Here is a 26,313-nt window from a genome sequence, read left to right on the forward strand (position 1 = left end):
CCGTCCACCGCCGACCGGATCCCCCGCCACAAAGGCCGCGGCCCGTGAACGCCGAGGATCCCGCACTCGCGCGGACGGCGCGCTCGACCGAGCCACCCGCCCGTGCTCTCTCCGCGCCGCGCCGCCATTGGAAGCGCCTGTCGCGCGCCATCGGCGATGCGCTGCCGAAGGGCCTCTATGCACGTTCGCTGATCATCATCATTGCGCCGATGGTGCTTCTGCAATCGGTGATCGCGTACACCTTCATGGAGCGCCACTGGCAGTTAGTGACGAAGCGGCTCTCGGCCTCAGTCGTCGCCGATGTCGCCGCGCTGATCGACATCTACGAGAGCTACCCACAGGACAAGGATGCCGAAACCCTCTCGCGGATCGCGGGCGAGCGGCTGAACCTTGACCTCGATATCCTGGAGGGCACGACGCTGCCTGCTCCGGGCCCGCGACCGTTCTTCTCGATTCTCGACGAAGCTCTGTCGGACGAAATCAAGCGGCAAATCCGTCGTCCGTTCTGGATCGATACGGTCGGCCGCTCGAACCTCATCGAGATCCGCGTGGCGATTCCCGGCGGCGTGATGCGCATCACCGCTCGGCGCAGCCAAGCCTACGCCTCGAACTCGCACATCTTCCTCGTCTGGATGATCGGATCGTCGCTGGTGCTGCTCGGCGTCGCGATCCTGTTCCTGCGGAACCAGATCAAGCCGATCCTGCGTCTCGCGGCGGTGGCGGAGGGGTTCGGCAAAGGCCGCGAGATCGAATTTCGCCCGCGCGGCGCGCGCGAGGTGCGACAGGCTGGTCATGCCTTCATCGAGATGAAACGGCGCATCGAGCGGGCGATGGAGCAGCGCACGACGATGCTGAACGGCGTAAGCCACGACCTGCGCACCATCCTGACGCGCTTCCGCCTCTCGCTGGCGCTGCTGGAAGACAGCGACGAGATCGACGACCTGACCCGCGATATCGATGAGATGAGCCGGATGCTCGAAGGCTACCTCGCTTTCGCCCGCGGCGATTCGGCGGAGACGGCGGCGCCGACCGACATGCGTGCCCTTCTCGAAGACCTCCGGACAGATCTCGAGCGGCTCGGCGCTCACGTGGCCGAGGTCGAATTGACGGATCGCCCGATCGTGACGGTGCGGCCGGATGCGTTCCGGCGCTGCCTGTTCAATCTGGCCTCGAACGCGGCCCGCTACGGAGAGACGGTCTCGATCCGCGGGAAGCGGGAGACGCGAAGTTTCCTCGTATCCATCGACGATGATGGCCCCGGCATCCCGCCGGAGCGTCGGGAGGACGTGTTCAAGCCCTTCCTGCGCCTGGACGATGCCCGCCAGGATGCGGGCGGATCAGGACTGGGGCTCGCCATCGCCCGCGACATCGCCCGCGCCCATGGCGGCGACATCACCCTTCATGACAGTCCCCTCGGCGGTTTGCGCGCCACCGTCAGGGTCCCAGCCTGAGGATCACCCCCCCGCCGGGCCACGCAGGCGGGCTATCTCGTTCTGCACGCTGCCGATCAGATGATCGATGGACTGATTATCGAGCTTTGCCTTGGTCAGCCTCTCGAGCAGGACAGCCTCGCCATGCCACGCATAGCCCGCATCGGACGGGAGATGGCGGAGCAGCATCGGGCTGACGATCTGGTTGCGGCGATAGGCGGGGTGCCGCACGAGCCGTGCGATCTGGCGCACGAGCGCATTCAGGTCTCCGCCGGACGATGCGCGCGATACGGACGTAAACACTATTTGGCTCCACCGTACTTCGTGACGACAGTTGTGGAACAGGGGATGTAAACAAATCGCCCTTCGGATCACCCCTGCGGCACAGAGAACCGGGGCAGTCAATCTCCTCCGAAACGGGGGTGCCAACCGTCGCCGTGCGATGCTATGCAGGGCGCCTTGAACCTTCAGGCGCGCTCCGCGCCGGTTTCCGAGTGTCCCGCATGAACCCGCTCGTTCCGCTGTTCATCCTCCTCTCCCTGCCGCTCGCTGCGATCGGCCTGGTGCTCTACACGGATACGGGTATCGAGCCGGCGCTGTTCTACGCCTCGGTGAAGACCTTCATTATCCTCGGCGCCGTCGCGATCGGAATGTCCTTCGCCGCGTCAAAGCTCGCCGAGCGCACCAAGTCCTAAGCGCCGTTTCGCGCCCCGGCTGAGAAGAGTCCATTTTTCGGCCCGGAGGCCGCTATGCTGCATGTCGTCCCGTCCTTCTCGCGCATCGGCGAGGAGAACGCCTTCGCCGTGCTCGCCCGCGCTCAGGCGCTGGCGGCACAGGGCCGCGACATCATCAACCTCGGCATAGGCCAGCCCGACATGCCGACCCCGCCTCACGTCGTGGAGGCGGGGATCAAGGCTCTGCGTGATGGTCACCACGGCTACACGCCCGCCACCGGCATCCTGCCCCTGCGAGAGGCGATCTCGCGCGACATCCTCCGCCGTCATGGCGTCGAGGTCTCACCCGAATCGGTGATGGTCGTGCCGGGCGGCAAGGTCACCATGTTCATGGCGATCCTGATGTTCGGCGAGCCGGGCGCCGAGATCCTGTATCCGGATCCCGGGTTCCCGATCTACCGCTCGATGATCGAGTACACCGGTGCGACGCCGGTGCCGGTGCCGATCCGCGAGGAAAACGGCTTCGCCTTCTCGGCGGCAGAAACGCTTTCTCTCATCACGCCGAAGACACGGCTGCTGATCGTCAACTCGCCCGCCAATCCCTGTGGCGGCGTGAGCCCCAAATCCGAGATCGACGCCCTGGTGAAGGGCCTCGCCGACTATCCCGACGTGGCGGTGCTGTCGGACGAAATCTACGGCACCATGACCTATGACGGGGAGGTGCATCACTCCCTTCTCACGTATCCCGAGATCCGGGACCGGCTGATCTATCTCGACGGTGCATCGAAGACCTACGCCATGACCGGATGGCGCCTCGGCTGGTCCGTGTGGCCGAAGCCCCTCTACGACAATGCCCGCAAGCTCGCGGTGAACGCGCATTCCTGCGTCAACGCCTCGACCCAATGGGCGGGTATCGCAGCCCTCGACGGAACCCAGGATTGCGTGGCCGAGATGGTGGCCGCGTTCGACCGTCGCCGCACAATCGTGGTCGATGGGCTCAATGCCCTGCCGGGTATCTCGTGCATCGTGCCGAAGGGCGCCTTCTACGCCTTCCCGAATGTGTCCCGCACCGGGTGGAAAGCCAAGGCGCTCGCCTCGGCCCTGCTGGACGAGGCGGGGGTCGCCACGATCGGCGGCCCGGATTTCGGCATAAACGGCGAAGGCTTCATCCGCCTGTCTTACGCCAACTCCGCCGAGAATATCCGGCGTGCGCTGGAGCGGATGAAGGGCTTTCTCGAAAGCCGGACGGCGGGGTAGCCTCTACCCCACCACGCGCAGCGAATCCCCGACGGCGAGCCCGCCCCCGGCGATGATCTCCATGTAGACGCCGAGGTCGCGGTGGCCGAGGCGCTTGTCGATCGTCCAGGGAATGTCGAGGTCGCGCAGGCCGGTGGACGGGTCGACGTTGGTTGCTGCGCAGCGCACCGTCCGCTTGGTGACCTTGAGACGGAGGCCGCTCGGCGCCTCGATCACCTGGCCAACCATGTCCAATTCGGCGAAGGGGGCGAGGCCCTCGACCAGCAGGTTGCCGCGGAAGCGCAGGGGATCCACCGGCACGCCGAGTTCATCCTCGAGCATTTGCACGCTGGCACGGTTGATCAGCGAGACGTAGCCGGTCGGTGAATCGGTGAAGCGGTATTGCGGCGGCGCCGCCAGCACCTTCGGCTCGCCCTTCAGCGATTCCGGGACGAAGCGGCGCAGCAGATCTTCCAGCGCAGTGCGACCTTCCGGCGTGTCGAGCTTGGCGTCGAGCGTTTCGCCCTCGCCTTCGATATGAAGGGTCGCGGTCGCGTCATCGTAGCGGGTGCGCAGGCGGGCCAGAGCCTCATCTCGCATGAGCATGAGATACTTGGTCTTCGGCTGGTGACGGGGTGCCACCGGGTTGAAGCCCGATGGGCCGTTCTCGATCGCGTAGAGGCGATCTCCGGGAAAGAATCCGCTGGTTTCCAGCTCTACCCTGTCAAGCCGTTCAGGGCTCAACCCCTTCACGGGGTAGCGGTGCAGCGTGATGACATGAATCAATGCGGTCATGCGTGGATCGTGGCCCTGAAGTGACATGTCGCGCAAGAGCGCCGCCGGGTCTTGTGGTGCGCATATGCAACACCACATCCGGCAAGTCGGCGGTCGCAAGGCGCCGATGCCCTCGCTCGGCAGAGTGCCGGAGGGCGACGTTTCGGTGGCGCCGCGCCTCTCGTGGGCGGCGGATGCCGGTACGGGAAAGGCGACTTATGAATTTTGAGAAATATACCGAGCGCGCCCGCGGCTTCGTGCAGGCGGCGCAAAATCTCGCCATGCGCGAGGGACATCCCCAGTTGCAGCCGGGCCATCTTCTGAAGGTCCTGCTGGACGATCCTGAGGGCCTGTGCGCGGGCCTCATCGACCGGGCGGGCGGCCAGTCCCGTGTGGCACTGGCGCAGACCGAGCAATGGCTCGCCAAACAGCCGAAGGTCTCCGGCAATGCGTCCGCTCCCCAGGCGACGCGTGAACTCGTGCGTCTGTTCGACACCGCCGAGAGCGCCGCTCAGAAGGCGGGCGATTCCTACGTCACGGTCGAGCGGCTTCTGCTCGCCATCGCGGTGGAGAAAGAATCCGAGGCCGGTCGTGCCCTGCAGGCGGCGGGCGTGACGCCCGCATCGCTGAATGCGGCGATCAATGCCCTGCGCAAGGGCCGCACGGCCGACAATGCCAGTGCCGAGAACAGCTACGACGCCCTGAAGAAGTACGCCCGCGACCTGACCGAGGCGGCGCGCGACGGCAAGCTCGATCCGGTGATCGGCCGCGACGAGGAGATCCGGCGTACCATCCAGGTTCTGTCCCGGCGCACCAAGAACAACCCCGTGCTCATCGGTGAGCCCGGCGTCGGTAAGACGGCGATCGTCGAAGGCTTGGCCCTTCGCATCGTCAACGGCGACGTACCGGAATCCCTGAAGGAGAAAAGCCTGCTTGCCCTCGACATGGGTGCGCTGATCGCGGGCGCGAAGTATCGCGGCGAGTTCGAGGAGCGGCTGAAGGGCGTGCTCTCCGAGGTCACCGCGGCTGAGGGCGGCATCATCCTGTTCATCGATGAGATGCACACGCTGGTCGGCGCCGGGAAGGCGGACGGGGCCATGGACGCCTCGAACCTGCTGAAGCCTGCGCTCGCTCGCGGTGAGCTGCACTGCGTCGGCGCGACCACGCTCGACGAGTATCGCAAGCACGTCGAGAAGGACGCCGCTCTCGCCCGTCGCTTCCAGCCGGTCTTCGTTTCGGAGCCGACCGTGGAAGATACGGTCTCGATCCTGCGTGGGCTGAAGGAGAAGTACGAGCAGCACCACGGCGTGCGCATTCAGGACTCGGCCCTGGTGGCGGCGGCTACGCTTTCTAATCGTTACATCACAGACCGCTTCCTGCCGGACAAGGCCATCGACCTCGTGGACGAAGCCGGATCGCGCCTGCGCATGCAGGTCGATTCGAAGCCGGAGGAACTCGATTCCATCGACCGCGAGATCGTCCGCCTGAAGATCGAGGGCGAGGCCCTGAAGAAGGAAACCGATTCTGCCTCCCGCGACCGCCTTTTGCGGCTGGAGAAGGAACTTGGCGACCTGGAGGAGCGCTCGGCCGCGATCACGGCGCGCTGGAAGGCCGAGAAGGACAAGCTCGGCACGGCCGCCGAGCTCAAGAAGAAGCTCGATGAGTCCCGCAACGAACTCGCCGCCGCCCAGCGGCAGGGTCAGTATCAGCGCGCGGGCGAGCTAGCCTACGGGATCATCCCCGGGCTGGAGCGCCAACTCGCCGAGACCGAAAGCACCGAGAACGGGCGCGGCCTCATGGAGGAGGCCGTCACGCCGAGCCACATCGCGGGCGTCGTCTCTCGCTGGACCGGCGTGCCCGTCGATAAGATGCTCGAAGGCGAGCGCGAGAAGCTGCTTGCGATGGAAACCTCGCTGGGCAAGCGCGTCGTCGGTCAGCGTGAGGCGGTGGAAGCCGTCGCCACGGCGGTCCGTCGATCCCGCGCCGGGTTGCAGGATCCGAACCGGCCGATCGGTTCGTTCATGTTCCTGGGCCCGACGGGCGTCGGCAAGACCGAGCTGACCAAGGCGTTGGCGGGCTTCCTGTTCGACGACGACACGGCGCTCGTGCGCATCGACATGTCCGAGTACATGGAGAAGCACGCGGTCGCCCGGCTCATCGGCGCCCCTCCGGGCTATGTCGGCTACGAGGAGGGCGGTGCCCTCACCGAAGCTGTGCGTCGACGGCCCTATCAGGTCGTGCTTTTCGATGAGGTCGAGAAGGCGCATCCGGACGTCTTCAACGTCCTGCTGCAAGTGCTCGATGACGGGCGGCTGACGGACGGGCAGGGGCGGACGGTCGACTTTCGCAACACGCTGCTCATCATGACCTCGAATCTCGGGGCGGAGTATCTCGTGAACCAGCCCGCCGGGCAGGACACGGAAGCCGTCCGTGACGAGGTGATGGGGGTCGTGCGCGGGCACTTCCGGCCGGAATTCCTCAACCGGGTCGATGAGATCATCCTGTTCCACCGCCTCAAGCGTGAGGAGATGGGCGCGATCGTCGAAATCCAGCTTGGGCGGCTGCAGAAACTCCTCGACGATCGCAAGATCACGCTCGAAGTGGACGAAGACGCGCGCAACTGGCTCGCCGACAAGGGCTACGATCCGGCTTACGGGGCGCGGCCGTTGAAGCGGGTGATCCAGAAGAACGTGCAGGATCCGCTGGCGGAACTCCTGCTCGCCGGAAAGGTCCATGACGGGGAGCATGTCCCGGTTCATCTCGGCCCGCTCGGCCTGATGATCGGTGATGTGACGGTCGGCGCGGAACGCCGCCCGACCGATGCGACCCTGAACTGATCGACAGGGGCGCGGCGCTTCACGGCGCCGTGCCCCCTTCGGCCGAAAAAGCGACGCAATCGCCACAGACGAGCGCGGCGTGTCTTTCGTTCGCTCAGATAACTCCTGGTGGCGCTTCGCCCGGGATTGCCTCGCCGCCACCTGTGTGGCCGGGCTCGCCATCGTCGGCTTCATCGCGCTGGCCGATCCTTACGGTCTGCGCGCGGCGCCGGGGCACCCGCCGGGTCCGATCGTCGACACGAACCAGCGGCTGTCCTACCCGGCCATCGCCCGCGGTGGCGATTTCGATGCGGCTGTGTTCGGCACCTCCACGGCGCGCCTCCTCGATCCGGCCTTGCTCGATGCCGCTTTGAGCGCACGCTTCGCGAACCTCGCGATCAATGCGGCCACACCCGATGAGCAACTGCGACTCGCCGCCCTGTTCCTCGCCAGGGGGCCGGTGAAGGCTGTGCTTTTCGCACTCGACGCACCCTGGTGCGCCGCGCGTCCCGCAGCGCGGACGAGCCATGCTTTCCCGGATTGGCTTTATGAGCACGGCGCCCCGTGGGGCGTGCTGCAGCAGGTGAACCTCCGCGGGCTGACGGCGGCCTTCAATGCGGCTCAGGTCCGGCTGGGCCGCGCGAAGCCGCGCATTCGGCCAGATGGCTACGCCGTCTTCACGCCGCCGGAGGCGAGCTACGACCTCCACCGGGCGCAGATGCACATCGCTTCGGCCGAGCCCACGACCACGACGGACCCACCTGAGGCGCCATTCCCGGTTCTCGACGCCCTCGACTCGGTTCTGGCCAGCCTGCCGCCGCAGACCGAAACGATCCTCGCCTTCATGCCCGTTCATGCTCGTGCGCAGGGACAACCCGGTACGCCGGCCGGTGATCGGGAGGCCGCCTGCAAGGCGCGTGCAGCGGAGATCGGCGCGCGGCATCATGCGCTGACTGTCGATTTCCGCATGATCTCATCGATCACGCGGGACGATTCGAATTACTGGGACGCGCTTCACTACCGCCTGCCCATCGCGGCGCGCATCGTTGCAGGCCTGAAGGACGCGGCGCGAACGGGCGCGGACGACCCACAGGGCTTCTATCGGGTGCTGGCGCGATAGAATCTCAGGCGGCAGCCTTTTCAGAACGCGCCCAACCCTCGCGTGTCTCCGCGCAGTAATCGACAAAGCGCCCTTCGCGGATGGCGGCCCGGGCGCCCGCCATGAGGTCCTGATAATAGGCGAGGTTGTTCCACGTCAGGAGCATCATCCCCAGGATCTCGTTCGAGCGGACGAGGTGGTGAAGATAGGCGCGGGAATAATCGCGGGCGGCCGGGCAGGAGGATAGCTCGTCGAGAGGCTCGATGGCCTCGGCCCAGCGGGCGTTACGCAGGTTCACGCGGCCATTGCGCGTATAGGCGAGCCCGTGCCGCCCCGCGCGGGTCGGCATTACGCAATCGAACATGTCGATTCCGCGCGCCACCGCGCCGAGGATGTCGTCGGGGGTGCCGACCCCCATCAGGTAACGCGGCTTGTTCTGCGGCAGGTGCGGCTCGGTGGCCTCGATCATCGTGAACATGACTGCCTGCGGCTCGCCCACGGCCAAGCCACCGATGGCGTAGCCCTTAAGGTCGAGATCCACCAATTCGCGCGCGCTCTCGGCGCGAAGGTCCGTCAGGTCGCCACCCTGCACGATGCCGAACATCGCCTTGCCGGGCTGCTCGCCGAACGCCACGCGGCACCGCTCGGCCCAACGGAGCGACAGGCGCATCGCCTTCTCGATCTCGGCGCGCTCGGCGGGCAGGCGCACGCATTCATCGAGCTGCATCTGGATATCGGAACCGAGAAGCCCCTGGATCTCGATAGAGCGTTCAGGGCTCATTTCGTAGGCGGTGCCGTCGATATGCGAGCGGAAGGTCACGCCCGTCTCGTCGATCTTCCGCAGGGCCGAAAGCGACATCACCTGGAAACCGCCGGAATCGGTGAGGATCGGCCCGTCCCATTGCATGAACCGGTGCAGGCCGCCGAGGCGCGCCATCCGCTCGGCGCCCGGCCGCAGCATCAGGTGATAGGTGTTGCCGAGCACGACGTCGGCGCCCAGTTCGCGCACCTGCGACGCGTACATCGCCTTCACGGTGGCAGCCGTGCCGACCGGCATGAAGGCGGGGGTGCGGATGCGCCCGCGCGGCATGGTGATCTCGCCCGTGCGGGCGGCGCCATCCTGAGCGTGCAGGGAGAAGCCGAAATTCGTCGGGTTCATGCGGCATCTCCGGGTGCAGCCGGGAAGAGCAGGCTCGCATCGCCGTAAGAGTAGAAGCGATAGCCCGTCGCGATGGCGTGGGCATAAGCCGCGCGCATCGTCTCGAGGCCGGAGAAGGCGCTTACCAGCATAAAGAGCGTCGAGCGCGGCAGATGGAAGTTCGTCACCAGGGCATCGACCGCCCGGAAGCGGTAGCCCGGTGTGATGAAGATGTCGGTCGGGCCGGAAAAGGGCGCGATCCGCCTATCCTCGCCTGCCGCGCTTTCGAGCAGGCGCATCGCAGTGGTCCCCACGGCGACGATCCTCCCGCCCGCCTCCCGCGTCCGGTTCAGAGCTTCGGCCGTAGCGGCATCGAGATGGCCGATCTCGCTGTGCATGCGATGGCCTTCGGTGTCGTCGGCCTTGACCGGAAGGAACGTGCCTGCGCCGACATGGAGGGTGAGATGGTGGCGCGCGAGACCTGCGCCGTCGAGGGCAGCCAAAAGCGAGTCGGAGAAATGGAGGCCCGCTGTTGGCGCGGCCACGGCACCGGGCTCGCGGGCATAGACCGTTTGGTAATCGCCGACATCGCGGGAATCGGTCGGCCGCTTACCCGCGATGTAGGGGGCAGCGGCAATTCCCCGAGGGCCGCGATCCGTTCGTCCAGCACCGGGCCCGATACGTCGAAGGACAGCACGATCTCACCCGCCTCGGCCTTCTCCATCACCTTGGCGCGAAGCGTCCCCGCCTCGCAGGCCATGCCCTCGGCGGTATGACCAAAGGTCAGGTCATCGCCCGGCGCGAGGCGCTTGGCGGGCCGGGCGAAAGCGCGCCAGCGATCCGGGGCCTCGCGCATGTGCAGCATTATTTCCGTGCGCTGGCCCGGCGCGCCGGGACGCGTGCGGATCCCGTGAAGCCGTGCAGGGATGACGCGGGTGTCGTTGAAGACGAGGGCATCGCCCGGCCTGAGCAGGCTCGGTAAATCGCGGATCGCGCGGTCCGCGAATTCGCGGCCGGGTTCGACCACGAGCAGGCGTGCGGCATCCCGCGGTTCGGCGGGGCGCAGGGCGATGCTCGCCTCCGGCAGGTCGAAATCGAATAGGTCCACGCGCATCGCCGGGTGCGTGCACCGAACGCACTGACGTTTCAACCGCGTGCAACAAGAAAACCGCCGCGGCTTGTGCCGGGCGGGCTCCGTTTAAACGGGGATAGAGCGTGATCAGCAGTCCTTGTCGGACATCTTGGTGGTCGAGCCGGCGGCAGCGGCATTGTTCATGGCGCCGACGGTGCCCGGCGAGGCCGGCTGCTGGCCACCGGCCATGTTCTTGGCGGCGGGATCCGACTTGTCGGCGGTCTGGGTGCCGCCCGTGGCAGTCGGAGCCTGCGTCGCGCCGACATTGTTCATGGCGCCGACGGTGCCCGGCGAGGCCGGCTGGTTGCCGCCCGCGAGGTTTGCGCTGGACTTGTCCACGTCCGAGCTCTTCGGGTTCATCGCCTGCTTGTCCGGCGTGGTGGTGCCGGTGGAACACGGAGCGGCGAGGGCCGCGCCAGACATAAGCGCGAAAATAGCCGCGGTTCCGAGCGCGCGAGTAACCTTCATGAGAATTTCCTCCGTTGATTGTAATCGTAGAAGCAATCACCGGATATGCATGTTAGTTCCGTAACATTCTTCCCTGTCAACTTTGCCGCAGGAAGCGGCTGCGGCGGCGCGCTGACGCCTTGCCGAGGCGAGTCCGAAGCGGTACGGCTGTCCGGCCGTGGATGGCCGTCGGGGTGTAGCGCAGTCTGGTAGCGCACCTGGTTTGGGACCAGGGGGTCGTAGGTTCGAATCCTATCGCCCCGACCATCCACCGCAGCGCCGAATGCCTGGAGCCGTCAGTACACCCATGCCGAGTGCCCGCATCTACCGCCCCGCCAAGGATGCGTCTCAGTCGGGCGTCGCCCGCACGAAGCATTGGGTGTTGGTCTTCGATCAGACCAGCCCGCGCGAGACCGACCCGCTGATGGGCTGGTACGGGTCGAAGGACATGATGCAGCAGGTGCGGCTGGAATTCGAAACGCGGGAAGAGGCGGTGGCCTACGCGCGACGCGAAGGCATCACCTACCGTGTCGAGGAGCCCGCCAAGGAGACGGCGCGCAAGGGCCTCTCCTACTCCGACAATTTCAAGTTCAACCGCACGGCGCCCTGGACGCACTGACCGTGACGGCGGGAGCGCATCAGCCTCGCTGACGCTCCTGCCACACCGGATAAGGCGAGGGTCCTTCGGGACGAAGCTGCTGGAGTCGCATCGGCTGACGGTCGAGGGGCTGGCAGAGTTCGGCATAGATTTCGGCGCTGCCCGCGCCGTATTGCTGCGCTTCCTCGGCACTGAAGGCGAAATAGCCTTCCTTGAAACCCGAAAGCCGCATGGCCGCGTGGCACATCGGGCACGGGCGACCGCTTGCATACATCACGCAATCCGACAGGTCCTTGCGGCCCAGCGCCCGGCTTGCCAGCCGGATGGCGACCATTTCGGCATGCTCGGTGGCATCGTGGTTCACGTGGACGGTATTGGCGGCCTTGGCGACCACCTCGCCGTTCCGCACGATCACGGCGCCATAGGGCGTGCCGCCTTCAGCGACGTTGGCCGCAGCGATCTCGCACTGCTTCGTCCATGTACTCGTCATGCCGTGCCATCGATTCGTCCTCTCGTCGCTGTGGTGCTTTTCCTGAACGTCGGCGGCGGTGCTGGGTTCAGGATTGTACGAGTGCGCAAGGCATGGGCCAGGCCATCCGCCGAGTAGAGCAAAGTCGAAACTGCTCAATCTCGGACGGGGCTCGATGAGCTTATCGCGGGCATTGCTCCGAACGTGATTGAGGGGCGCACTGCACCGCGGTCAGCCATCTTGGCGTCCGGCTCAGACTTCGATGAATTATTTACGCTCGGGCTCTACACCATTCTTTGCGCGAGGAATGGAAAGATGGCAGCGGTCGCGGGCACAAACCCTGAGCCGAGTATTGTCGACAGCTACGCCGCCCCATCGGAGCGCGTTCTGAAGCGTGCCATCCGCCGCGATCAGCTTGACGCCGCCCGCCGCAGCATTCTGCGTGCCCTCATCATCAACTTCATGCTCGGCCTCGCCTGCCTCGCCGTCGCGATCCAATCGGATCAGACGTTGGCGGGCTGCATCTGGTTCGGAGCCTCGTCGCTCGCCAATATCCTGCGGGTCTACCTCTGCCGTCTCCCCTGCAAGGGGCTCGACGATTCCGCGTCCATCGAGCGGGACGACGTCGCGGCGGCCATCGACCGGCGGCTTCACCGCATGGCGCTCGCGGCTTTGCTTTCCGGAACGGTCTGGGGCTGCCTGCCGATGTTGTGCGCCGGCTATACCTCACCGCAAACGCTGTTCTACCTCACCGTTACCTGCGGCATCACCGCCGGAGCGGTTTGCTACGGCACCTCCTTCGCGCGCATCCCGGTTTCCTTCATCGTGCCGCCGCTCCTGGCGACCGCGGTTTGCCTGGTCCTGACCGGCGGCTTCGAACACAACTGCTTGGCGGCCACCTGCGTGGTCTATCTGCTGGCTCTGACCCGGGCGACCGTCGAGGCCGAGGCGAGCTTCCGGCAGACCAGCGGCCTCAAGAACGAGGCGAGCGCGTTGGCGGTACGCATGGCAATGCGCGCCGTCACGGATGGCCTCACCGGCCTTCTCAACCGCGTCGGCTTCGCGGAGGAGGCGGAGGTGGCCCCCGCGTCCTGCCTGATGGTGCTCGATCTCGACGGGTTCAAATCGGTCAACGACATCTACGGGCATCAGATCGGCGATCAGGTGCTGGCGGAAGTCGGTCGACGTCTGCGCCAGCAGGTGCCTGCAAGTGGCCATGTCGGCCGCCTGGGCGGCGACGAGTTCGCCGTTCTGTACGATCCGGATGCCACGGGTTTGCCCTATCGTGACCTCGCCGAGGCGATCATCGCGGCGGTCGCGGAGCCGTTCGACCGGTTCGAAACCGACCGGGTCGGCGTCAGCATCGGCATTTATCTCGGTGATACCGAAAGCCTGACCGAAAGGCTGGTCCGCGCCGATGAGGCCCTCTACGCCGCCAAAACTTCGGGCCGGAACCACTTCCGCGTCTTCGACGATGCGTTGCGCGCCCGGCTCGACATGCGTCGCGATGCCGAACGCGATCTGCCGGAAGCCCTGGCGGACGGGGTGATCGAGGTCTGGTTCCAGCCGATTCTCCACGTGCCCACCGGCCGTCTCGCGGGGCTTGAGGCGTTGATCCGCTGGAAGCACCCGCGGCACGGCTGGGTGCCCCCGCCGGACATCATTGCCGCCGCAGCGGTCATCGGGCTCTCGGAAGCCGTGCTGCGCTACATCCTCGATCACGTCTACCGGATGAAGCTCCTCCTGCGTGAGCGCGGCCTCGATGAGGTCCGCATCGCCATGAATGTGTGCCCACGCGAGCTGACCCAGACGGCTTTCGAGAAACTCATTCTCGAAAAGCTCGATGCCTTCGGCATTCCGGCGGACGGGTTGGAGATCGAGCTGACCGAGGACACCGCCCTCGATTCCGCCATCGCCTCGGAACGGCTCGCCGTGCTGTCCCGGGCGGGCGTGAGCATCGCCATCGACGATTTCGGCGTCGGATACTCGTCGCTCTCGCGGATCCGGCAGTTGCGGGTGAACCGCGTGAAAATCGACCGCAGCCTCGTCACCGGCCTCCACGAGGCGGGCGACAAGCGCGGACTCGTACAGGCCGTGATCGATCTCGGTAAGGCACTCAGCCTCGAAGTCGTGGCCGAAGGCGTCGAGACCGAAACCGACCTCATCGCGCTGCGCGAGATGGGCTGCCCCTTTGCGCAGGGCTATCATCTCGGACGCCCGACCCAGGCCGCGACGGTCCTCGATGCCTTCGCTCCCCCGTTCTGAAGGTCGCCTGAGGCGTTCAGCGCAGGCGATAATCGGACAGACGCGCCTTTCGGGCGCTGCGCCGGTAGGCAAGCACCGAATCCGGCCAGAGTGTCGTGTTGCGGCCCTTCGCATCCAGATACCAACTGGTGCAGCCGCCCGCCTGCCAGATGCTCTGCTTCATCCGGCTTCGGATGCGGTCCACGAAGCGTGCCTGAACCGGCTCGCGCACCTCGATCGCATCGCGACCCTTCTTCAGCGCCTTCAGGCAAGTGAGGATGTGGGCGGCCTGGATCTCGATCATCGCGATGATCGAGTTATGGCCGATGCCGGTATTGGGGCCGAGCATAATGAAGTAGTTCGGGAAGCCCGCGACGGTGATGCCCTGGAAGGCCTGCATCCCATCCGACCATGCCTCGGACAGGCGGCGCCCCTCACGCCCCACGATTTCGGTGCTGAGCGATCCGCCGAGGACATCGAACCCGGTGGCGAAGACCAGCGCGTCGAGCGTATGGACAGTGCCGTCCATCATCTCCACGCCATCGGCCCGGATCCGAGCGATCGAGCCGGTTTCCAGTGTCACGTCCGGCCGCTGAAGGGCGGGGTAGTAGTCGTCGGAGAGCAGCACGCGCTTGCAACCGAAGCGGTAGCGCGGCGTCAGCTTCTCCCTCAACGCCTTGTCCGGCACTGCTTTACGCAAGTGGTGCCTCGCCATGGCTTCGGCCTGATCGGTCACCTTCGAGACGCGGGTGAAACCGACCAGCGCGGGGAATTCGAGCCGCCAGAACAGGCGCCACCGCTCCAGCAGGCGCGTGATCGGGAAGCGCGCGTAGCGATCCTTGCGCTCTTGCGGGATCGGCCGATCATTCTTCGGCATGATCCAGGGCGGCGTCCGCTGGAACACGGTGAGATGTCCCGCTTGGCCCGCAAGCTCGGGCACGACCTGGATCGCGCTCGCCCCGGTGCCGATGACGCCGACTTTCCGGCCGGTGAGATCTACGGAATGGTCCCAAGCCGCCGTGTGGAAGCTCGCCCCGGCGAAATTCTCTCGGCCGGGAATGTTCGGCAGCGAAGGGTGATGAAGCCCGCCCGCCCCGGAGACGATGGCGCGGGCCAGGATCTCGCCCTTGTCCGTCTCCGCCCGCCAGAGGCTGCGTGACTCGTCCCAGACTGCCCGGCGCAAGGTGGTGTCGAAGCGAATGAGCGGCATCAGCCCGTGCTGATCCGCGACATCGCGTAGATAGGACTCGATTTCGGGCTGCTTGGCGTAGAGGCGGCTCCAATCGGCCTTGGGGGCGAAGGACAGGGAATAGAGATGGGAGGGCACGTCGCAGGCCGCGCCGGGATAGGTGTTCTCCCGCCATGTCCCGCCGATCCCGGATCCCTTCTCGATCAGCGTGATCGGGCCGATGCCCGCTTGGCGGCAGCGGATCGCCATGGCGATCCCGGAGAAGCCAGCGCCGACGATGAGGACGGCGAGGGCGCCGTCGCGATCCGTACCGGCGCTCATCGGCTGGTCTCCGCGCCCGCATGGCGTTTCAGGAAAGTCGCCGCTTCGTCGAGGGACACCTTCGCTTCCGGCAGGACGCGATCCGCGAATTGCCACGCATGGGCGACGACGGGGAAGGTTCGCAGATGCGCATCGACGCCCGCCGCCTTCGCCCGCTCGGCCATACGGACGGCGTCGTCGCGCAGGATCTCCCTGTCGCCCACATGGAACAGCAGCGGCGGCAGCCCGGCCGGATCGCTGAAGACCGGCGAGACCAGGGGCTGTTTTGGATCACCCTCACCGACATAGAGCGGCGCCACCTCGATGATGGAGCGGGCGTGGAACATCGCGTCCCGGCTTCCATTCGCGATGCGCGAGCCGTCGACGGCCGTCAGGTCGGTAACGGGCGAGAACAGGCATGCGGCCGAGGGGAGGGGATGCCCCGGTCCCGCGCCGCAAGAAGGCTGGCGAGGGCAAGGTTGCCGCCCGCCGATTCGCCCGCCAGGCTCGCTGGGCCGCTCGCCCGGAACGCGGTCCAGGCCGCAACGACATCCTCCAGCCCGGCCGGGAAGGGGTGTTCCGGCGCGAGCCGGTATTCCGGTGCGAAGATCGTGAAGCCCCGCCGGGCCAGGGCCCCGGTCAACGGCCGATGCGTCTTCGGCGAACAGGCGACGAAGCCGCCGCCATGGACGTAGAGCAGCCGGTGATCCGCCTTTCCGGACAAGGGCCGCACCCACTCGCCCTTCACGCCGCCGAGGCTGCCGGACTCGAAGGTGACGTCGCGCGGGTCCGGGAAGCCCGCGCCTTCGAGGATGCGGCGGACATCCTCCACGCTCTGGGCCCGGGCGAGCGGAGCCTTGACCCGGCGACGGACCATCCAGGCCCCGATATGAGCGCGCAGGCTCGCCATTGTCACACCTTCCCGCCGGAGAGCCGCAGGATGGCCCGCCAATAGCCCGCGGGCATCAGGCGCTGGATCAACGCAGCGTTGCGCGCATCCTTGCCCACCACGATACGCGGCGCCCGGCGCTCAATGCCGCGCAGTATCTCGGCGGCAGCCGTTTCGGCGGGCATGGTCAGAAGCTTCTCGAATGCCACCCGCCCGGCCTCGGCGGCGAGCCGCATCGTCTCCGCCGCCTCGGGATCGTCATCCGGCACGCGCGGATTGCGGGCATTGCGGGCGATGCCCGTGGCGATGCCGCCGGGATGGACGACACTGACGCCGAGCCCCGTGCCCGCGAATTCGTGGCGTAACGATTCCGAGAAACCGCGCACCGCGAACTTGCTGGTGCAATAGGCGCTCTGACCGGGCGGCGCGATGAGGCCGAACAGGCTGGAGATGTTGACGATCTGCGCCGCAGGTCTCGCCTTCAGCATGGGTAGGAAGGCGTGGCACATGCGCACGACGGCCCGCAGGTTCACGTCGAGCACCCATTCGAAATCGTCGAGATGAGTCTCCTCGAAACGGCCGCCTAGAGCCACGCCCGCATTGTTTACGAGGAGATCGAGCCGCCCGAACCGTTCCGCGACCTGCGCGGGCAGGGCAGCGATGGCGGCCGCATCGGTGAGGTCGATGGTGCAGGTCTCGGTTTCGGCTCCGGCCTGTCGTGTCCGGGCGGCGGTGGCCGCCAGCCCGTCGGCGTCCCGGTCGATGAGCATGAGGGACGCGCCCCGGCCCGCGAGGCCCAAGGCCAGCGCCGCGCCGATGCCGCTCGCCGCACCGGTCACCAGGGCGACGGTGCCATTCAGGCGGAAGATGTCAGCCAAGGGTCTCTCCCGGCTCGCCTCCGGCCAGGCCGGAACTGTGGGTCTGATAGGCGCGACGGCCTTTCCTGTCTAGGGTGATTACCCTAAAACAGTCGAAGCCATGAGCGCCGCGACTCCGAGCCCCACCGCCCTGCGCACCCGCGACCGGATCGTCGCGGCCAGCCTAACTCTGTTCAACGAGCGGGGTATCGGCCGTGTGACGACGGCCGAAATCGCAGCCGCCTCCGCCATGCGGGAGGGGAACCTACATTATCATTTCCCGCGCAAGAGCCTGCTGGTGGAGGCAATTTTCGCCACCTTCGCCAACGAGGCCGAAAAGGTGGCGGGGCATCTGCCTGCGGATCCTGAGGGAGCCGACGCGTTGCTCAGCTATCAGCGCGCGTGGTTCGATCTGGTCTGGCGGTATCGCTGCGTCTACCGCGATGGCATCGCCATGGTGGAGATCGCGCCGTCCCTGCGGGGTGAGGTGAGGGCGCTGCGACAGCGCACCCAGGCCCTGGCACGGCGTGTCTTCGAATCGGCAGCGGAGGCCGGGCGTATTCGGATCGATCACGCCACCCTGTCGCGGCTTCTCGACAATGCCTGGATCGTCTCAAGCCATTGGATGAACTTCCGCCTTCAGGGCAAAGCCGATCTCGACGCCGCCGATCTGGAATGGGGGTTTGAGCAGGTGAGGGCCCTCTTCCTGCCCTACCTGACACCGCCAACCACAACCTGAGCTTGACGTTTGGCCCGATCCTTCCATCCCCGGGAGGATGATCGACCGTCTGTTCCATGCGGCGCTCAGCATCGCCCTGTTGCTGACCATCGCCTTCCTGTTGTCGGTGAACCGCCGGGCGGTACGGCCCCGCGTGGTGGCGAGCGCGCTCGCTCTCCAGATCGGCCTTGGCGCCCTCGTGCTCTTCGTGCCCGCTGGACAGGCGGTCCTGCAGGCGGTGGCCAATGCTGTGGCCGCGCTCCTTGCCTTCGGCGACAAGGGCACAGCCTTTCTGTTCGGCGGGCTGGTCGAGCCCCGGATGTTCGAGTTGTTCGGCGGCTCGGGCTTCATTCTGGCCCTGCGGGTGCTGCCGCAGATCCTGTATGTCTCTGCCCTGATCGGCGTGCTCTACCATTTCGGGATCATGCAGGCCGCCGCCCGCTTCCTCGGCGCCGGACTCAGGCGCATCATCGGTACCTCGCCGATCGAATCGTTCTCCGCGGTCATCACCATCGCCATCGGGCAGAGCGAGATCGCGGTCGCCCTGAGGCCGTTCCTCCCGCTGCTGACTGGGGCGGAACTCTTCGCCGTGATGACGAGCGGTGCCGCCTCAACCGCAGGCTCGATCCTCGCGGGCTATGCCGCGCTCGGCGTGCCCATGACTTATCTGCTCGCCGCCTCGGTGATGGCGATTCCCGGGGGCTCCTCTACGCCAAGATCCTCTTCCCCTCGACCGAGCCGACGCGAATCCAGACGACGCGCGTGACCTTCGGGGAAGAGCGCGCGGCTAACGTTATCGAGGCGGCAGCGGACGGCACGCAGAAGGGCCTCGCCGTCGCCGTCTCCGTTGGCGCGATGCTGATCGCCTTCGTCGGGTTGATCGCTCTGGCTGATGGCCTGCTCGGCTGGGCCGGTGGCATGTTCGGTTGGCCCAGCCTGTCGATCCAGGCCGTGCTCGGCCACGTGCTGGCGCCGCTCGCCTGGGTGCTCGGCGTGCCCTGGGATAAAGCGGGACTCGTCGGCGGGGCCATCGGGCAGAAGCTCGCCTTCAACGAATTCCTGGCCTACGCCGCCCTGTCGCCGACATTGAAAGCCGGGATCCTCGATCCGCGCTCCCAGGCTATCGTCTGCTTCGCCCTGTGCGGTTTCGCGAATTTCGCGTCCATCGCCATCCAGCTTGCAAGCTTTTCGAGCCTCGTGCCGGAGAGGCGGGCGGAGGTCGCGCGCTATGGCTTGCGGGCGATTCTCGCAGGCACCCTGTCAAACCTCACCAGCGCAGCCATCGCAGGGCTGTTCATCGCTTAAAACGAAAAACGCCGCCCCCCGGAGGAGGCGGCGCCCAGAGACCTCTACGGTCGCTGATCGACTTAGTTGAAGGTGTCGATCTCAGCGGACTCGTAGCTGGTGACTTCCATGCCGACGCAGATCTCGGAAACGACGGGAGCGGACCAAGCCATTATAATTCCTCCAGGTAAGACTTCGGGTGATGTTAAGCGACAACCGGGCTGCGATCTTTAGGATCGCAAGCGCCTTAGTTGAAGGTGTCGATCTCAGCCGACTCGTAGCTGGTGACTTCCATGCCGACGCAGATCTCGGACACGACGGGGGCAGACCAAGCCATCTGAACCATCTCCTGCATTAGAACCACGGCGCCGCGGCGCGGACCGTTCGAACTGGCCGCAGAGGTTCCGAACCGACCTGCGCTCCGGCTTTCACCGAACCGCCTGCCTTCCGGCCCTGCGATATGCAAGATATAACCGTTCGTTGGGGCGCAATACAAGCGGACGCAAGCTTATATTTCTCACAGTCGGCTGCTGTTCGCCACGCAAGCTAGGCGCTTTGTGGCGCGGCGGACAGTGCCTCCGTAGACTCCGCGTGGGGTGGCGCGTTTGCGCTTGACGGAACTGGCGCCGGGGCGCACGAGGCAGCCGCACGGCATCGCCCTGGCGAGGCCGCGCCCCCTTTCAATCCTGAGATCAGTGAGCGACGTGCCCGACCGATCGTGCCTGCCGCGCCCGGCCTCGCGCCGTCGCTTCCGCTGAGCCGCCCTTGCGCCGGTCTGCGGGACCGGCGAGCGGCCTAGGAGCGGCCTGACATCCAGCGGCGCGCCGCCTCGTCCCATGAGGCGCGTCATGAACGAGATGGCTCCCTTCGACACCCGCGTCGAACCCGCCGCGCTGGCCGCGAGGCTGGCTGACGAACGCGCGCCCGACATCGTCGAGGCGCTGAACAACGAGGCGCCGGAAGTCGCCTCCGCAATCCTCCTCGGTCTGCCGATGGAGAAGGCGGTCGAGGTGCTCGACCAGCCCGAGCTCGAATCCGTCAGCGAGATCATCGAGATGCTGCCCAGGGACCGGGTGGCCTCGTTCCTGTCGGGAATGTCGGCCGACCGGGTGACCGACGTCTTCCGCGAGATCGAGGAGCCGGGCCGCTCCGATCTGCGCGCGCGCCTCGACGCCGAGACGCGCGGTGCGGTCGACAGGCTGTCAGCCTATGGCGAGGAGACGGTCGGCTCGCTGATGACGACCGAGTTCGTCACCGTGCCGGGCACGTGGACGGTGGGTCAGACCCTCGAATATTGCCGCCATGTCGAGAAGACGCGGGAGACGATCTACTCGATCTTCGTCCTCGACCCGCGCACCCGCGCGCTCACGAAGGCTGTGCCCCTGCGGCGGCTGATCTCCGGCAACCCGGAAGACAACGTGCTCAGCGTCGCGCCGGGCCGGGCGCCGCTCGCCGTCTCGCCCACGGCGAGCCGTGACGAGGCCGCGCGGTTGATCTCCAAATACGATCTGCTCGCTCTGCCGGTGGTGGATGCGGTCGGCCACGTGATCGGCATCGTGACCGTGGACGACATGATCGACGCCATGGTCCAGAAGCAGACGCAGGAAGTCCAGCGCTTCGGCGGCATGGAGGCGTTGCCTGAGCCCTACATGGATATCGGCTTCCTCACGATGATCCGGAAGCGGGCCGGTTGGCTCTGTGCCCTCTTCCTCTCCGAAATGCTGACCGCCTCGGCCATGCAGGGCTTCGAGGGCGAGCTCGAGAAGGCCATCGTCCTAACCCTGTTCATTCCGCTCATCATGAGCTCGGGGGCAACTCAGGGTCGCAGGCGACCTCGCTGCTGATCCGCGCTCTCGCCCTGCGACAGGTGCGCCTGCGCGATTGGTGGAAGGTGGCGATCCGCGAATTGCCGACCGGCATCGTGCTCGGCACCATTCTCGGGATCATCGCCGTCATCCGCATCGTGGCTTGGCAGAAGCTCGGCCTCTACGATTACGGCGAGCACTGGCCGCTCGTCGCCGCGACGGTCGGCGCGGCGCTGGTCGGCATCGTCACCTTCGGCTCGCTCGCCGGTTCGATGCTGCCGTTCCTGCTCCAGCGCATCGGCTTCGACCCCGCGACGGCCTCGGCCCCGTTCGTGGCGACGCTGGTCGATGTGACGGGGCTCGTGATCTACTTCTCGGTGGCGTTGCTGATCCTGCGCGGGACGCTGCTTTAGGAAAGCGACACCTCCGCCAGCCGCTTCCGCTGCACCTTGCCGTTGGCGGTGCGCGGGAGCGCGTCGAGGAAGCGGATCTCGCGGGGGCGCTTGTAGGCGGCAAGCCGTTCCGCGCACCAATCGAGCAACGCCCCGGCATCCGGGGCGGCGCCGGGCTGAAGCACGACGAAGCCGCAGATCACCGAGACGTCGGCCCTCACAGGCAACTCCGCGACACCGACCTCGGCCACGGAGGGATGTGCCGCCAGCACCACTTCGACCTCGTTCGGAGAGACGCGGTAGCCCATCGCCTTCATCAGGTCGTTGTTGCGACCTTCGAACCAGAGGTAGCCATCCTCGTCGAACCGGGCGAGGTCGCCGCCGACGAACCACTCTCCACGCAGGACTTCCGCCTCCTCGTCGGGTCGATTCCAGTAGCCCAGCATCAAAGCGGGTTCGGAGCGGTGGACGGCGAGGAGCCCGCTCTCGCCCACCGGCAACGGCTCGAAAGCGCCATCGACGGGCAGGATCGCCACGCGCCGCCCCGGCTGCGGCTTGCCCGGTGAGCCCGGACGCACGGGTATCGTCGGCCCGGACGAGATGTAGGTCGAAATCTCGCTCATCCCGAGCGCCTCGTAGAGAGGCTTGCCTGTGGCCGAGGCCCAGGCGTCGAGGAGTTCGCTGGAGAGTGCCTCACCCGCCGTGCAACCATGGCGCAGGCTGCTGAGATCATGCGCGGGCAGATCTCCGTATTTGAGGATCTGACGGTAGAGGGTCGGAACGGCAGCGAAGATCGTCGCGCCGTAGCGGGCGATCAGCTGAGGCCAGACACCCGGATCGCGCGGTCCGTTGTAGAGCACCGCCGTCGCGCCGACCGACCACGGGTCGGATAGGCCGACGCCCAGCGTGTAGGTCCAGTTCATGGTGCCCGCATGGAGCATCACGTCGTGCTCGGTGACACCGATCCAATGTTCGAGCATCGGCCGACGGCCATAGGCCGACCGGTGGCCATGCAGCACACCCTTCGGGCGGCTAGTGGTGCCCGACGTGTAGATCAGCATGGCCGGGTCGTCGGCGGCCGTGTCGGCATAGTCGTGCAGCGGCTCGCCCGCCTTGAGATCCGCAATGGCTGCGGCGTCGAGCAAGATGCGGTCGCCGAGCACGGCCGGATCGACGGTGCACCCGCCCGCCAGAGCCACCACCGCCGCGCCGGAATTCTCCATGAGGAAGGCGGCCTCGCCCTCCGTCAGTTGCGGCGATGAAGGCAGCGAGACGAGTCCCGCCGCTATCGCACCGAAATGGAGGAGGGCGTAATCCGCGTCGTTACCCATGCGGATCATCACCCGGTCACCCGGCTTCAACCCGAGGCGAAGCAGTCCCGCCCCGATACCGCGCACCGCCCGGTCCACTTCACTGAAAGTCAGCCGCGCCTCGGAACCATCGCCCACGAGGATGAGGGCGGTTTTCTCCGGGCGGAGTCGGGCATTCTCGCCGAGGCAGTAGCGCGCGGCGTTGAAGCGGGCGGGCGGTTGGCGGCTCTCGGTCAACGGGCGTTCCCTCGCGGGCGCGGCGGATCTCACGTCCGCCGCTGCATCTCCCGTTCTTCCAGGCCCTTGAGCACCTTGTCGAGGGTCATCGGGTAATCGCGGATCCGTATGCCCGTGGCGTTGTAGATCGCATTCGCCACGGAAGCGCCCGCGCCGCAAATACCGAGTTCGCCGAGCCCCTTGCTCTTCAACGGGTTTGCCTTGTCGTCCAGCTCGGGCAGGAAGAACGCATCGACATTCGGCACGTCTGCATGGGTCGAGACGTGGTACTCGGCTAGGTCGTGGTTGACGTAATAGCTGTAGCGCGGGTCGATTACGGCATCTTCCATCAGCGCGGCGCCGACGCCGAAGATCATGCCGCCGATGGCCTGGGACCGCGCGGTCTTCTCGTTGAGGATGCGCCCGCCGGTGAAGCAGCCGAGCATCCGCCGCAGCCGGACTTCGCCGGTGTCGATATCGACGCCGACCTCGGCGAAATGGGCGCCGAACGAGTATTGCGAGAATTTCTTGTCCATCTCGCCGGGCTTGATCTCGCCCTTGGCCTCTAGGCCTTCGGTGCCCACCAGATCCTTGAAAGGGACGCTCCGGCCTCCTGCCGAGACGGCGCCGTCGGCGAACTGTGCCTCACCGGCATCGAGTCCGGCCTTGGCGACCAGCGCCTGCCGGAGGTTATCGCAGGCGACATAGAGGGCCGATCCGGCGGAGGCCGCGCCGAACGACCCGCCGGAACCGGCCGCTTTCGGGAAGTTCGTGTCGCCGAGTTCGACGCGCACCTTCTCCGCCGGGAGACCCATCATCTCACCGCCGATCTGCGTCAGGATCGTGTAGGTGCCCGTTCCGAGGTCGGTCATTGCCATGCGGACGGTGAGCACGCCGTCCGGCCCGAGGCGGACCCAGGCCGCCGATGGCTTCAGCGGGTTCTGCCGGGCGGCGGCGGACATGCCCAGGCCGATCAGCCATTGTCCGTCGCGGGTGGCGCCGGGCTTGCCGCGCTTATCCCATCCGAAGCGGGCCGCGCCCTCCTTCATGCAATCCACGAGGCGGCGGGTGGAGAAGGGCACCTTCTTCTCGGGATCCTCCTGTGGCTCGTTGCGGATCCGCAGTTCGACCGGATCGATGTTCAGCCGCTCGGCCAACTCGTCCATCGCGCATTCGAAGGCTAATTGGCCGACCGCCTCGCCCGGCGCCCGCATGGATGAGGCGATGGGCAGGTTCAGGTTCACCATCCGGTGCCGGGTGATGCGGTTCGGCGCGGCGTAGAGCGAGCGCGTGACGTTGGCCGACGTCTCATAGAACCCATCGTCGATCGCCGTGTCCGACCACGATTCATGGGAGATGGCCGTCAGCCGACCCTCGTTGTCGGCGCCGAGGCGGACACGCTGAATCGTGTCCGTCCGGTGCGTACCGACATGAAATTCCTGCTGCCGGGTCATGGTGACCTTCACCGGCCGTTTGATCACTTTCGAGGCCAGGGCGGCGAGCGTCGCTTCGGGCAGGGATTGCAGCTTTGAGCCGAAGCCGCCGCCGATATACGGCGTCACGAACCGCACCTTCTCCGGTGCGATCTTGAGGACCGAGCCGAGGGAGGGCTGGTTCCGGTTCGGCATCTGGTTGGCCGAATAGAGCACGACCGCATCGCCATCCGGGCCGGATTGCCATTCCGCGATGGTCGCGTGAGGCTCCATCTGCGCGTGGATCTGCGTCGGCGTGGTGTATTCCACATCGATCTGGACCGGCGATTTGGCGAAGGCGCCATCGAAATCGCCGAGCGCCGAATCCGGCTTTACGCCCGGCGAGGTCGGCATCGGCTTCGGCTCGTAGGCGGCGGAGAGGTTCTCGCGCAGCAGCCCCTTGGGCTTCGCCTTGTCGTAGCTCACCTTCACGAGCATCGCGGCGGCCCGTGCCTGCTCGAAGGTCTCGGCTACGACGAAGGCGACCGGCTGGCCATAGAAGTTGATCTCGCGGCCCTGAAGCTGCGGCCAGACCTGCTCCTTCTTCTCGCCCTGCTCCGGCACGTTTTCGTGGGTCATCACGAAGATCGCACCGGGTGCCTTGCGGGCGGCCTCGGCATCAATGGCCTTGATCGTTCCGGCCGCCACCGTCGCGGTGACGATGTAGCCGTAGGCGGGGTTCGTCAGCGCCCGGCTCTCGTAGGCGTAGGGCGCGCGGCCCGTGACCTTCAGGGGGCCGTCGACCCGGTCGAGCGGCTTGCCAACGAGGCCGTCGGCGCGGTCATCGAGCGGCGTGCGGCCGATCGGCTGGTTCATCTCCATGGCGGATGTCCTGCGTTCGGCGTCAGGCGCGCGTCGCCTGCGCGACGACGGCGCGCAGGGTTCGGCGGGTGAGAGGGATCTTGAAGTCGTTGGCGCCGTAGCCGCGTGCGCCCTTCAGCACCGCGTCGGCCGCAGTATCGGCCGAGCCGGTGCGGACCAGAGCTTCCTCGGCGGCCGCGACGCGCCACGGTTTGTGCGCCAATCCGCCGAAGGCCAGCCGGGCCGAGCCGACGCGCCCGTTGCCCTCGGACGCAATCACCGCCGCGATGGAGACGGTTGCGAACGCGTAGGACGCGCGGTCGCGGACCTTGCGATAGATGTGCGTCCCTTCGACCGGTTTCGGCAGGGTCACAGCCGTGATGAGTTCGCCCTTCTTCAGGTCCGTCTCGATTTGCGGCGTGTCGCCCGGCAGGCGGTGAAAATCGGCCATGGCGATGCTGCGCGTCTGGCCATCGGGATTGATTGTCTCGACAGTGGCGTCGAGCGCCCGCATCGCGACGTTCATATCGGACGGGTTGGTGGCGATGCACTGATCGCTCGCGCCCAGCACAGCCATGATGCGGTTGTAGCCGCCGATGGCCGCGCAGCCGGAGCCCGGCTCCCGCTTATTACAGGGCATGGACGTGTCGTAGAAATAGAAGCAGCGGGTGCGCTGGAGAAGGTTTCCGGCGGTGGTTGCCTTGTTGCGCAGCTGACCCGAGGCGCCTGCCAACAAGGCACGCGACAGCACCGCGTAATCCTTGCGCACGCGGGGATGGGCGGCGAGGTCCGAATTCCGAACGAGCGCGCCGATCCGCAGCCCGCCCTCGGCCGTGTCCTCTACCTGCGACAGCGGTAGGCGGTTTACGTCCACGAGGGTGGCAGGCGTTTCGACCTGAAGCTTCATCAGGTCGAGGAGGTTGGTGCCTCCCGCGATGAACTTGGCGTTCGGTCGCTCGGCGACGATCTTCGCCGCCTCCTGCACCGTTGCCGGACGCTCGTAAGTGAAGGCCTTCATCGTGC

19 protein-coding genes, 1 tRNA gene and 5 pseudogenes are annotated in these 26,313 nt (G+C 66.6%); 11 read left to right on the forward strand and 14 right to left on the reverse strand.

Annotated features, from left to right (window positions below; all coding sequences use genetic code 11):
- Nucleotides 1-44 precede the first annotated feature (44 nt).
- Nucleotides 45-1,451: an ATP-binding protein gene (locus ACFQE0_RS12625; RefSeq protein ID WP_378970081.1), complete on the forward strand. Its 1,407-nt coding sequence runs from the start codon at nucleotides 45-47 to the stop codon at nucleotides 1,449-1,451.
- A gap of 3 nt (nucleotides 1,452-1,454) precedes the next feature.
- On the opposite strand, the gene ACFQE0_RS12630 is transcribed toward ACFQE0_RS12625, so the two are convergent.
- Entirely contained in the window at nucleotides 1,455-1,682 is a 228-nt protein-coding gene (locus ACFQE0_RS12630; RefSeq protein WP_378970083.1) for a hypothetical protein, read from the reverse strand.
- A gap of 251 nt (nucleotides 1,683-1,933) precedes the next feature.
- Between ACFQE0_RS12630 and ACFQE0_RS12635 the strand changes: the two genes are divergently transcribed.
- Both ACFQE0_RS12635 and ACFQE0_RS12640 read left to right on the forward strand, forming a co-directional pair.
- Nucleotides 1,934-2,125 carry a hypothetical protein gene (locus ACFQE0_RS12635; protein WP_378970085.1) on the forward strand — a complete coding sequence of 64 codons (192 nt, stop codon included), beginning with the start codon at nucleotides 1,934-1,936 and terminating at the stop codon, nucleotides 2,123-2,125.
- 54 nt (nucleotides 2,126-2,179) lie between these two features.
- On the forward strand, nucleotides 2,180-3,361 hold the full coding sequence (locus ACFQE0_RS12640; protein ID WP_378970087.1) for a pyridoxal phosphate-dependent aminotransferase: 1,182 nt from the start codon (nucleotides 2,180-2,182) through the stop codon (nucleotides 3,359-3,361).
- 3 nt (nucleotides 3,362-3,364) lie between these two features.
- Here the strand turns inward: ACFQE0_RS12640 and ACFQE0_RS12645 are convergent, their stop codons facing one another.
- Nucleotides 3,365-4,135 carry an MOSC domain-containing protein gene (locus ACFQE0_RS12645; RefSeq protein WP_378970089.1) on the reverse strand — a complete coding sequence of 257 codons (771 nt, stop codon included), beginning with the start codon at nucleotides 4,133-4,135 and terminating at the stop codon, nucleotides 3,365-3,367.
- A 197-nt stretch (nucleotides 4,136-4,332) separates the two neighbouring features.
- Between ACFQE0_RS12645 and clpB the strand changes: the two genes are divergently transcribed.
- Both clpB and ACFQE0_RS12655 read left to right on the forward strand, forming a co-directional pair.
- Entirely contained in the window at nucleotides 4,333-6,951 is a 2,619-nt protein-coding gene (clpB, locus tag ACFQE0_RS12650; RefSeq protein ID WP_378970091.1) for an ATP-dependent chaperone ClpB, read from the forward strand.
- A 79-nt stretch (nucleotides 6,952-7,030) separates the two neighbouring features.
- Nucleotides 7,031-8,050, forward strand: coding sequence for a hypothetical protein (locus ACFQE0_RS12655; RefSeq protein ID WP_378970093.1), 1,020 nt, complete (start codon nucleotides 7,031-7,033; stop codon nucleotides 8,048-8,050).
- A gap of 4 nt (nucleotides 8,051-8,054) precedes the next feature.
- Here ACFQE0_RS12655 and tgt read toward each other — a convergent pair whose 3' ends face one another.
- The 3 genes and pseudogenes from tgt to ACFQE0_RS12670 all read right to left on the reverse strand — a co-directional run bounded on the left by tgt (nucleotide 8,055) and on the right by ACFQE0_RS12670 (nucleotide 10,767).
- Nucleotides 8,055-9,188 (reverse strand): tRNA guanosine(34) transglycosylase Tgt, encoded by a 1,134-nt coding sequence (gene tgt / locus ACFQE0_RS12660; RefSeq protein ID WP_378970095.1) that lies wholly within the window; start codon nucleotides 9,186-9,188, stop codon nucleotides 8,055-8,057.
- Nucleotides 9,185-10,281 (reverse strand): annotated as a pseudogene (gene queA / locus ACFQE0_RS12665) (tRNA preQ1(34) S-adenosylmethionine ribosyltransferase-isomerase QueA). The gene tgt and the pseudogene queA overlap by 4 nt, the downstream one beginning before the upstream one ends.
- Nucleotides 10,282-10,386: 105 nt before the next feature.
- Complete coding sequence (locus ACFQE0_RS12670; RefSeq protein WP_378970097.1) at nucleotides 10,387-10,767, reverse strand: exopolysaccharide production protein YjbE; 381 nt, start codon at nucleotides 10,765-10,767, stop codon at nucleotides 10,387-10,389.
- Nucleotides 10,768-10,936: 169 nt separating this feature from the next.
- Between ACFQE0_RS12670 and ACFQE0_RS12675 the strand changes: the two genes are divergently transcribed.
- A tRNA-Pro gene (locus ACFQE0_RS12675) sits at nucleotides 10,937-11,013 on the forward strand.
- 40 nt (nucleotides 11,014-11,053) lie between these two features.
- Entirely contained in the window at nucleotides 11,054-11,365 is a 312-nt protein-coding gene (locus ACFQE0_RS12680; RefSeq protein WP_378970099.1) for an ETC complex I subunit, read from the forward strand.
- A 19-nt stretch (nucleotides 11,366-11,384) separates the two neighbouring features.
- On the opposite strand, the pseudogene ACFQE0_RS12685 reads toward ACFQE0_RS12680, so the two are convergent.
- A pseudogene (locus tag ACFQE0_RS12685) lies at nucleotides 11,385-11,844 on the reverse strand (nucleoside deaminase).
- 284 nt (nucleotides 11,845-12,128) lie between these two features.
- On the opposite strand from ACFQE0_RS12685, the gene ACFQE0_RS12690 reads away from it, so the two are divergent.
- On the forward strand, nucleotides 12,129-14,078 hold the full coding sequence (locus ACFQE0_RS12690; protein ID WP_378970101.1) for a putative bifunctional diguanylate cyclase/phosphodiesterase: 1,950 nt from the start codon (nucleotides 12,129-12,131) through the stop codon (nucleotides 14,076-14,078).
- Nucleotides 14,079-14,094: 16 nt separating this feature from the next.
- Here ACFQE0_RS12690 and ACFQE0_RS12695 read toward each other — a convergent pair whose 3' ends face one another.
- From ACFQE0_RS12695 to ACFQE0_RS12705, 3 genes and pseudogenes are all read right to left on the reverse strand, one after another.
- Nucleotides 14,095-15,567, reverse strand: a complete 1,473-nt coding sequence (locus tag ACFQE0_RS12695) for a flavin-containing monooxygenase (protein WP_378970103.1) — start codon at nucleotides 15,565-15,567, stop codon at nucleotides 14,095-14,097.
- Nucleotides 15,564-16,456, reverse strand: a pseudogene (locus tag ACFQE0_RS12700) (alpha/beta hydrolase). The gene ACFQE0_RS12695 and the pseudogene ACFQE0_RS12700 overlap by 4 nt, the downstream one beginning before the upstream one ends.
- A gap of 2 nt (nucleotides 16,457-16,458) precedes the next feature.
- The gene (locus ACFQE0_RS12705; RefSeq protein ID WP_378970105.1) at nucleotides 16,459-17,313 is read right to left on the reverse strand and encodes an SDR family NAD(P)-dependent oxidoreductase; all 855 of its coding nucleotides are present in this window, start codon (nucleotides 17,311-17,313) and stop codon (nucleotides 16,459-16,461) included.
- 100 nt (nucleotides 17,314-17,413) lie between these two features.
- On the opposite strand from ACFQE0_RS12705, the gene ACFQE0_RS12710 reads away from it, so the two are divergent.
- Both ACFQE0_RS12710 and ACFQE0_RS12715 read left to right on the forward strand, forming a co-directional pair.
- The gene (locus ACFQE0_RS12710; protein WP_378970107.1) at nucleotides 17,414-18,031 is read left to right on the forward strand and encodes a TetR/AcrR family transcriptional regulator; all 618 of its coding nucleotides are present in this window, start codon (nucleotides 17,414-17,416) and stop codon (nucleotides 18,029-18,031) included.
- A 37-nt stretch (nucleotides 18,032-18,068) separates the two neighbouring features.
- Nucleotides 18,069-19,315: pseudogene (locus ACFQE0_RS12715) on the forward strand (NupC/NupG family nucleoside CNT transporter).
- A gap of 62 nt (nucleotides 19,316-19,377) precedes the next feature.
- On the opposite strand, the gene pqqA (ACFQE0_RS12720) reads toward ACFQE0_RS12715, so the two are convergent.
- Both pqqA (ACFQE0_RS12720) and pqqA (ACFQE0_RS12725) read right to left on the reverse strand, forming a co-directional pair.
- Complete coding sequence (gene pqqA, locus ACFQE0_RS12720; protein ID WP_007559225.1) at nucleotides 19,378-19,467, reverse strand: pyrroloquinoline quinone precursor peptide PqqA; 90 nt, start codon at nucleotides 19,465-19,467, stop codon at nucleotides 19,378-19,380.
- 74 nt (nucleotides 19,468-19,541) lie between these two features.
- Nucleotides 19,542-19,631, reverse strand: a complete 90-nt coding sequence (gene pqqA, locus ACFQE0_RS12725; RefSeq protein WP_007559225.1) for a pyrroloquinoline quinone precursor peptide PqqA — start codon at nucleotides 19,629-19,631, stop codon at nucleotides 19,542-19,544.
- Nucleotides 19,632-20,142: 511 nt separating this feature from the next.
- Here pqqA (ACFQE0_RS12725) and mgtE point away from each other — a divergent pair.
- Nucleotides 20,143-21,512: pseudogene (gene mgtE / locus ACFQE0_RS12730) on the forward strand (magnesium transporter).
- Here the strand turns inward: mgtE and ACFQE0_RS12735 are convergent.
- From ACFQE0_RS12735 to ACFQE0_RS12745, 3 genes are read right to left on the reverse strand one after another with little or no spacing between them, the layout of a single operon-like run.
- Nucleotides 21,509-23,038 (reverse strand): acyl-CoA synthetase, encoded by a 1,530-nt coding sequence (locus ACFQE0_RS12735; protein ID WP_378970109.1) that lies wholly within the window; start codon nucleotides 23,036-23,038, stop codon nucleotides 21,509-21,511. The pseudogene mgtE and the gene ACFQE0_RS12735 sit on opposite strands and share 4 nt — an antisense overlap.
- A 29-nt stretch (nucleotides 23,039-23,067) precedes the next feature.
- A complete protein-coding gene (locus ACFQE0_RS12740; RefSeq protein ID WP_378970110.1) occupies nucleotides 23,068-25,311 on the reverse strand; it encodes a molybdopterin cofactor-binding domain-containing protein in 2,244 nt (747 codons plus the stop codon).
- Nucleotides 25,312-25,333: 22 nt separating this feature from the next.
- Complete coding sequence (locus ACFQE0_RS12745) at nucleotides 25,334-26,308, reverse strand: FAD binding domain-containing protein (protein ID WP_378970112.1); 975 nt, start codon at nucleotides 26,306-26,308, stop codon at nucleotides 25,334-25,336.
- Between the last annotated feature and the right edge of the window lie 5 nt (nucleotides 26,309-26,313).

The organism is Methylobacterium komagatae, assembly GCF_042661665.1.
GTDB lineage: Bacteria > Pseudomonadota > Alphaproteobacteria > Rhizobiales > Beijerinckiaceae > Methylobacterium > Methylobacterium komagatae.

Coding starts and splice junctions, on each gene's coding strand:
- ACFQE0_RS12635 (WP_378970085.1), top strand. CDS start 1,934: ATGAACCCGCTCGTTCCGCTGTTCATCCTCCTCTCCCTGCCGCTCGCT.
- ACFQE0_RS12640 (WP_378970087.1), top strand. CDS start 2,180: ATGCTGCATGTCGTCCCGTCCTTCTCGCGCATCGGCGAGGAGAACGCC.
- ACFQE0_RS12645 (WP_378970089.1), bottom strand. CDS start 4,135: ATGACCGCATTGATTCATGTCATCACGCTGCACCGCTACCCCGTGAAG.
- clpB (WP_378970091.1), top strand. CDS start 4,333: ATGAATTTTGAGAAATATACCGAGCGCGCCCGCGGCTTCGTGCAGGCG.
- tgt (WP_378970095.1), bottom strand. CDS start 9,188: ATGAACCCGACGAATTTCGGCTTCTCCCTGCACGCTCAGGATGGCGCC.
- ACFQE0_RS12670 (WP_378970097.1), bottom strand. CDS start 10,767: ATGAAGGTTACTCGCGCGCTCGGAACCGCGGCTATTTTCGCGCTTATG.
- ACFQE0_RS12680 (WP_378970099.1), top strand. CDS start 11,054: ATGCCGAGTGCCCGCATCTACCGCCCCGCCAAGGATGCGTCTCAGTCG.
- ACFQE0_RS12690 (WP_378970101.1), top strand. CDS start 12,129: ATGGCAGCGGTCGCGGGCACAAACCCTGAGCCGAGTATTGTCGACAGC.
- ACFQE0_RS12695 (WP_378970103.1), bottom strand. CDS start 15,567: ATGAGCGCCGGTACGGATCGCGACGGCGCCCTCGCCGTCCTCATCGTC.
- ACFQE0_RS12710 (WP_378970107.1), top strand. CDS start 17,414: ATGAGCGCCGCGACTCCGAGCCCCACCGCCCTGCGCACCCGCGACCGG.
- pqqA (WP_007559225.1), bottom strand. CDS start 19,467: ATGGCTTGGTCCGCTCCCGTCGTTTCCGAGATCTGCGTCGGCATGGAA.
- pqqA (WP_007559225.1), bottom strand. CDS start 19,631: ATGGCTTGGTCTGCCCCCGTCGTGTCCGAGATCTGCGTCGGCATGGAA.
- ACFQE0_RS12740 (WP_378970110.1), bottom strand. CDS start 25,311: ATGGAGATGAACCAGCCGATCGGCCGCACGCCGCTCGATGACCGCGCC.
- ACFQE0_RS12745 (WP_378970112.1), bottom strand. CDS start 26,308: ATGAAGGCCTTCACTTACGAGCGTCCGGCAACGGTGCAGGAGGCGGCG.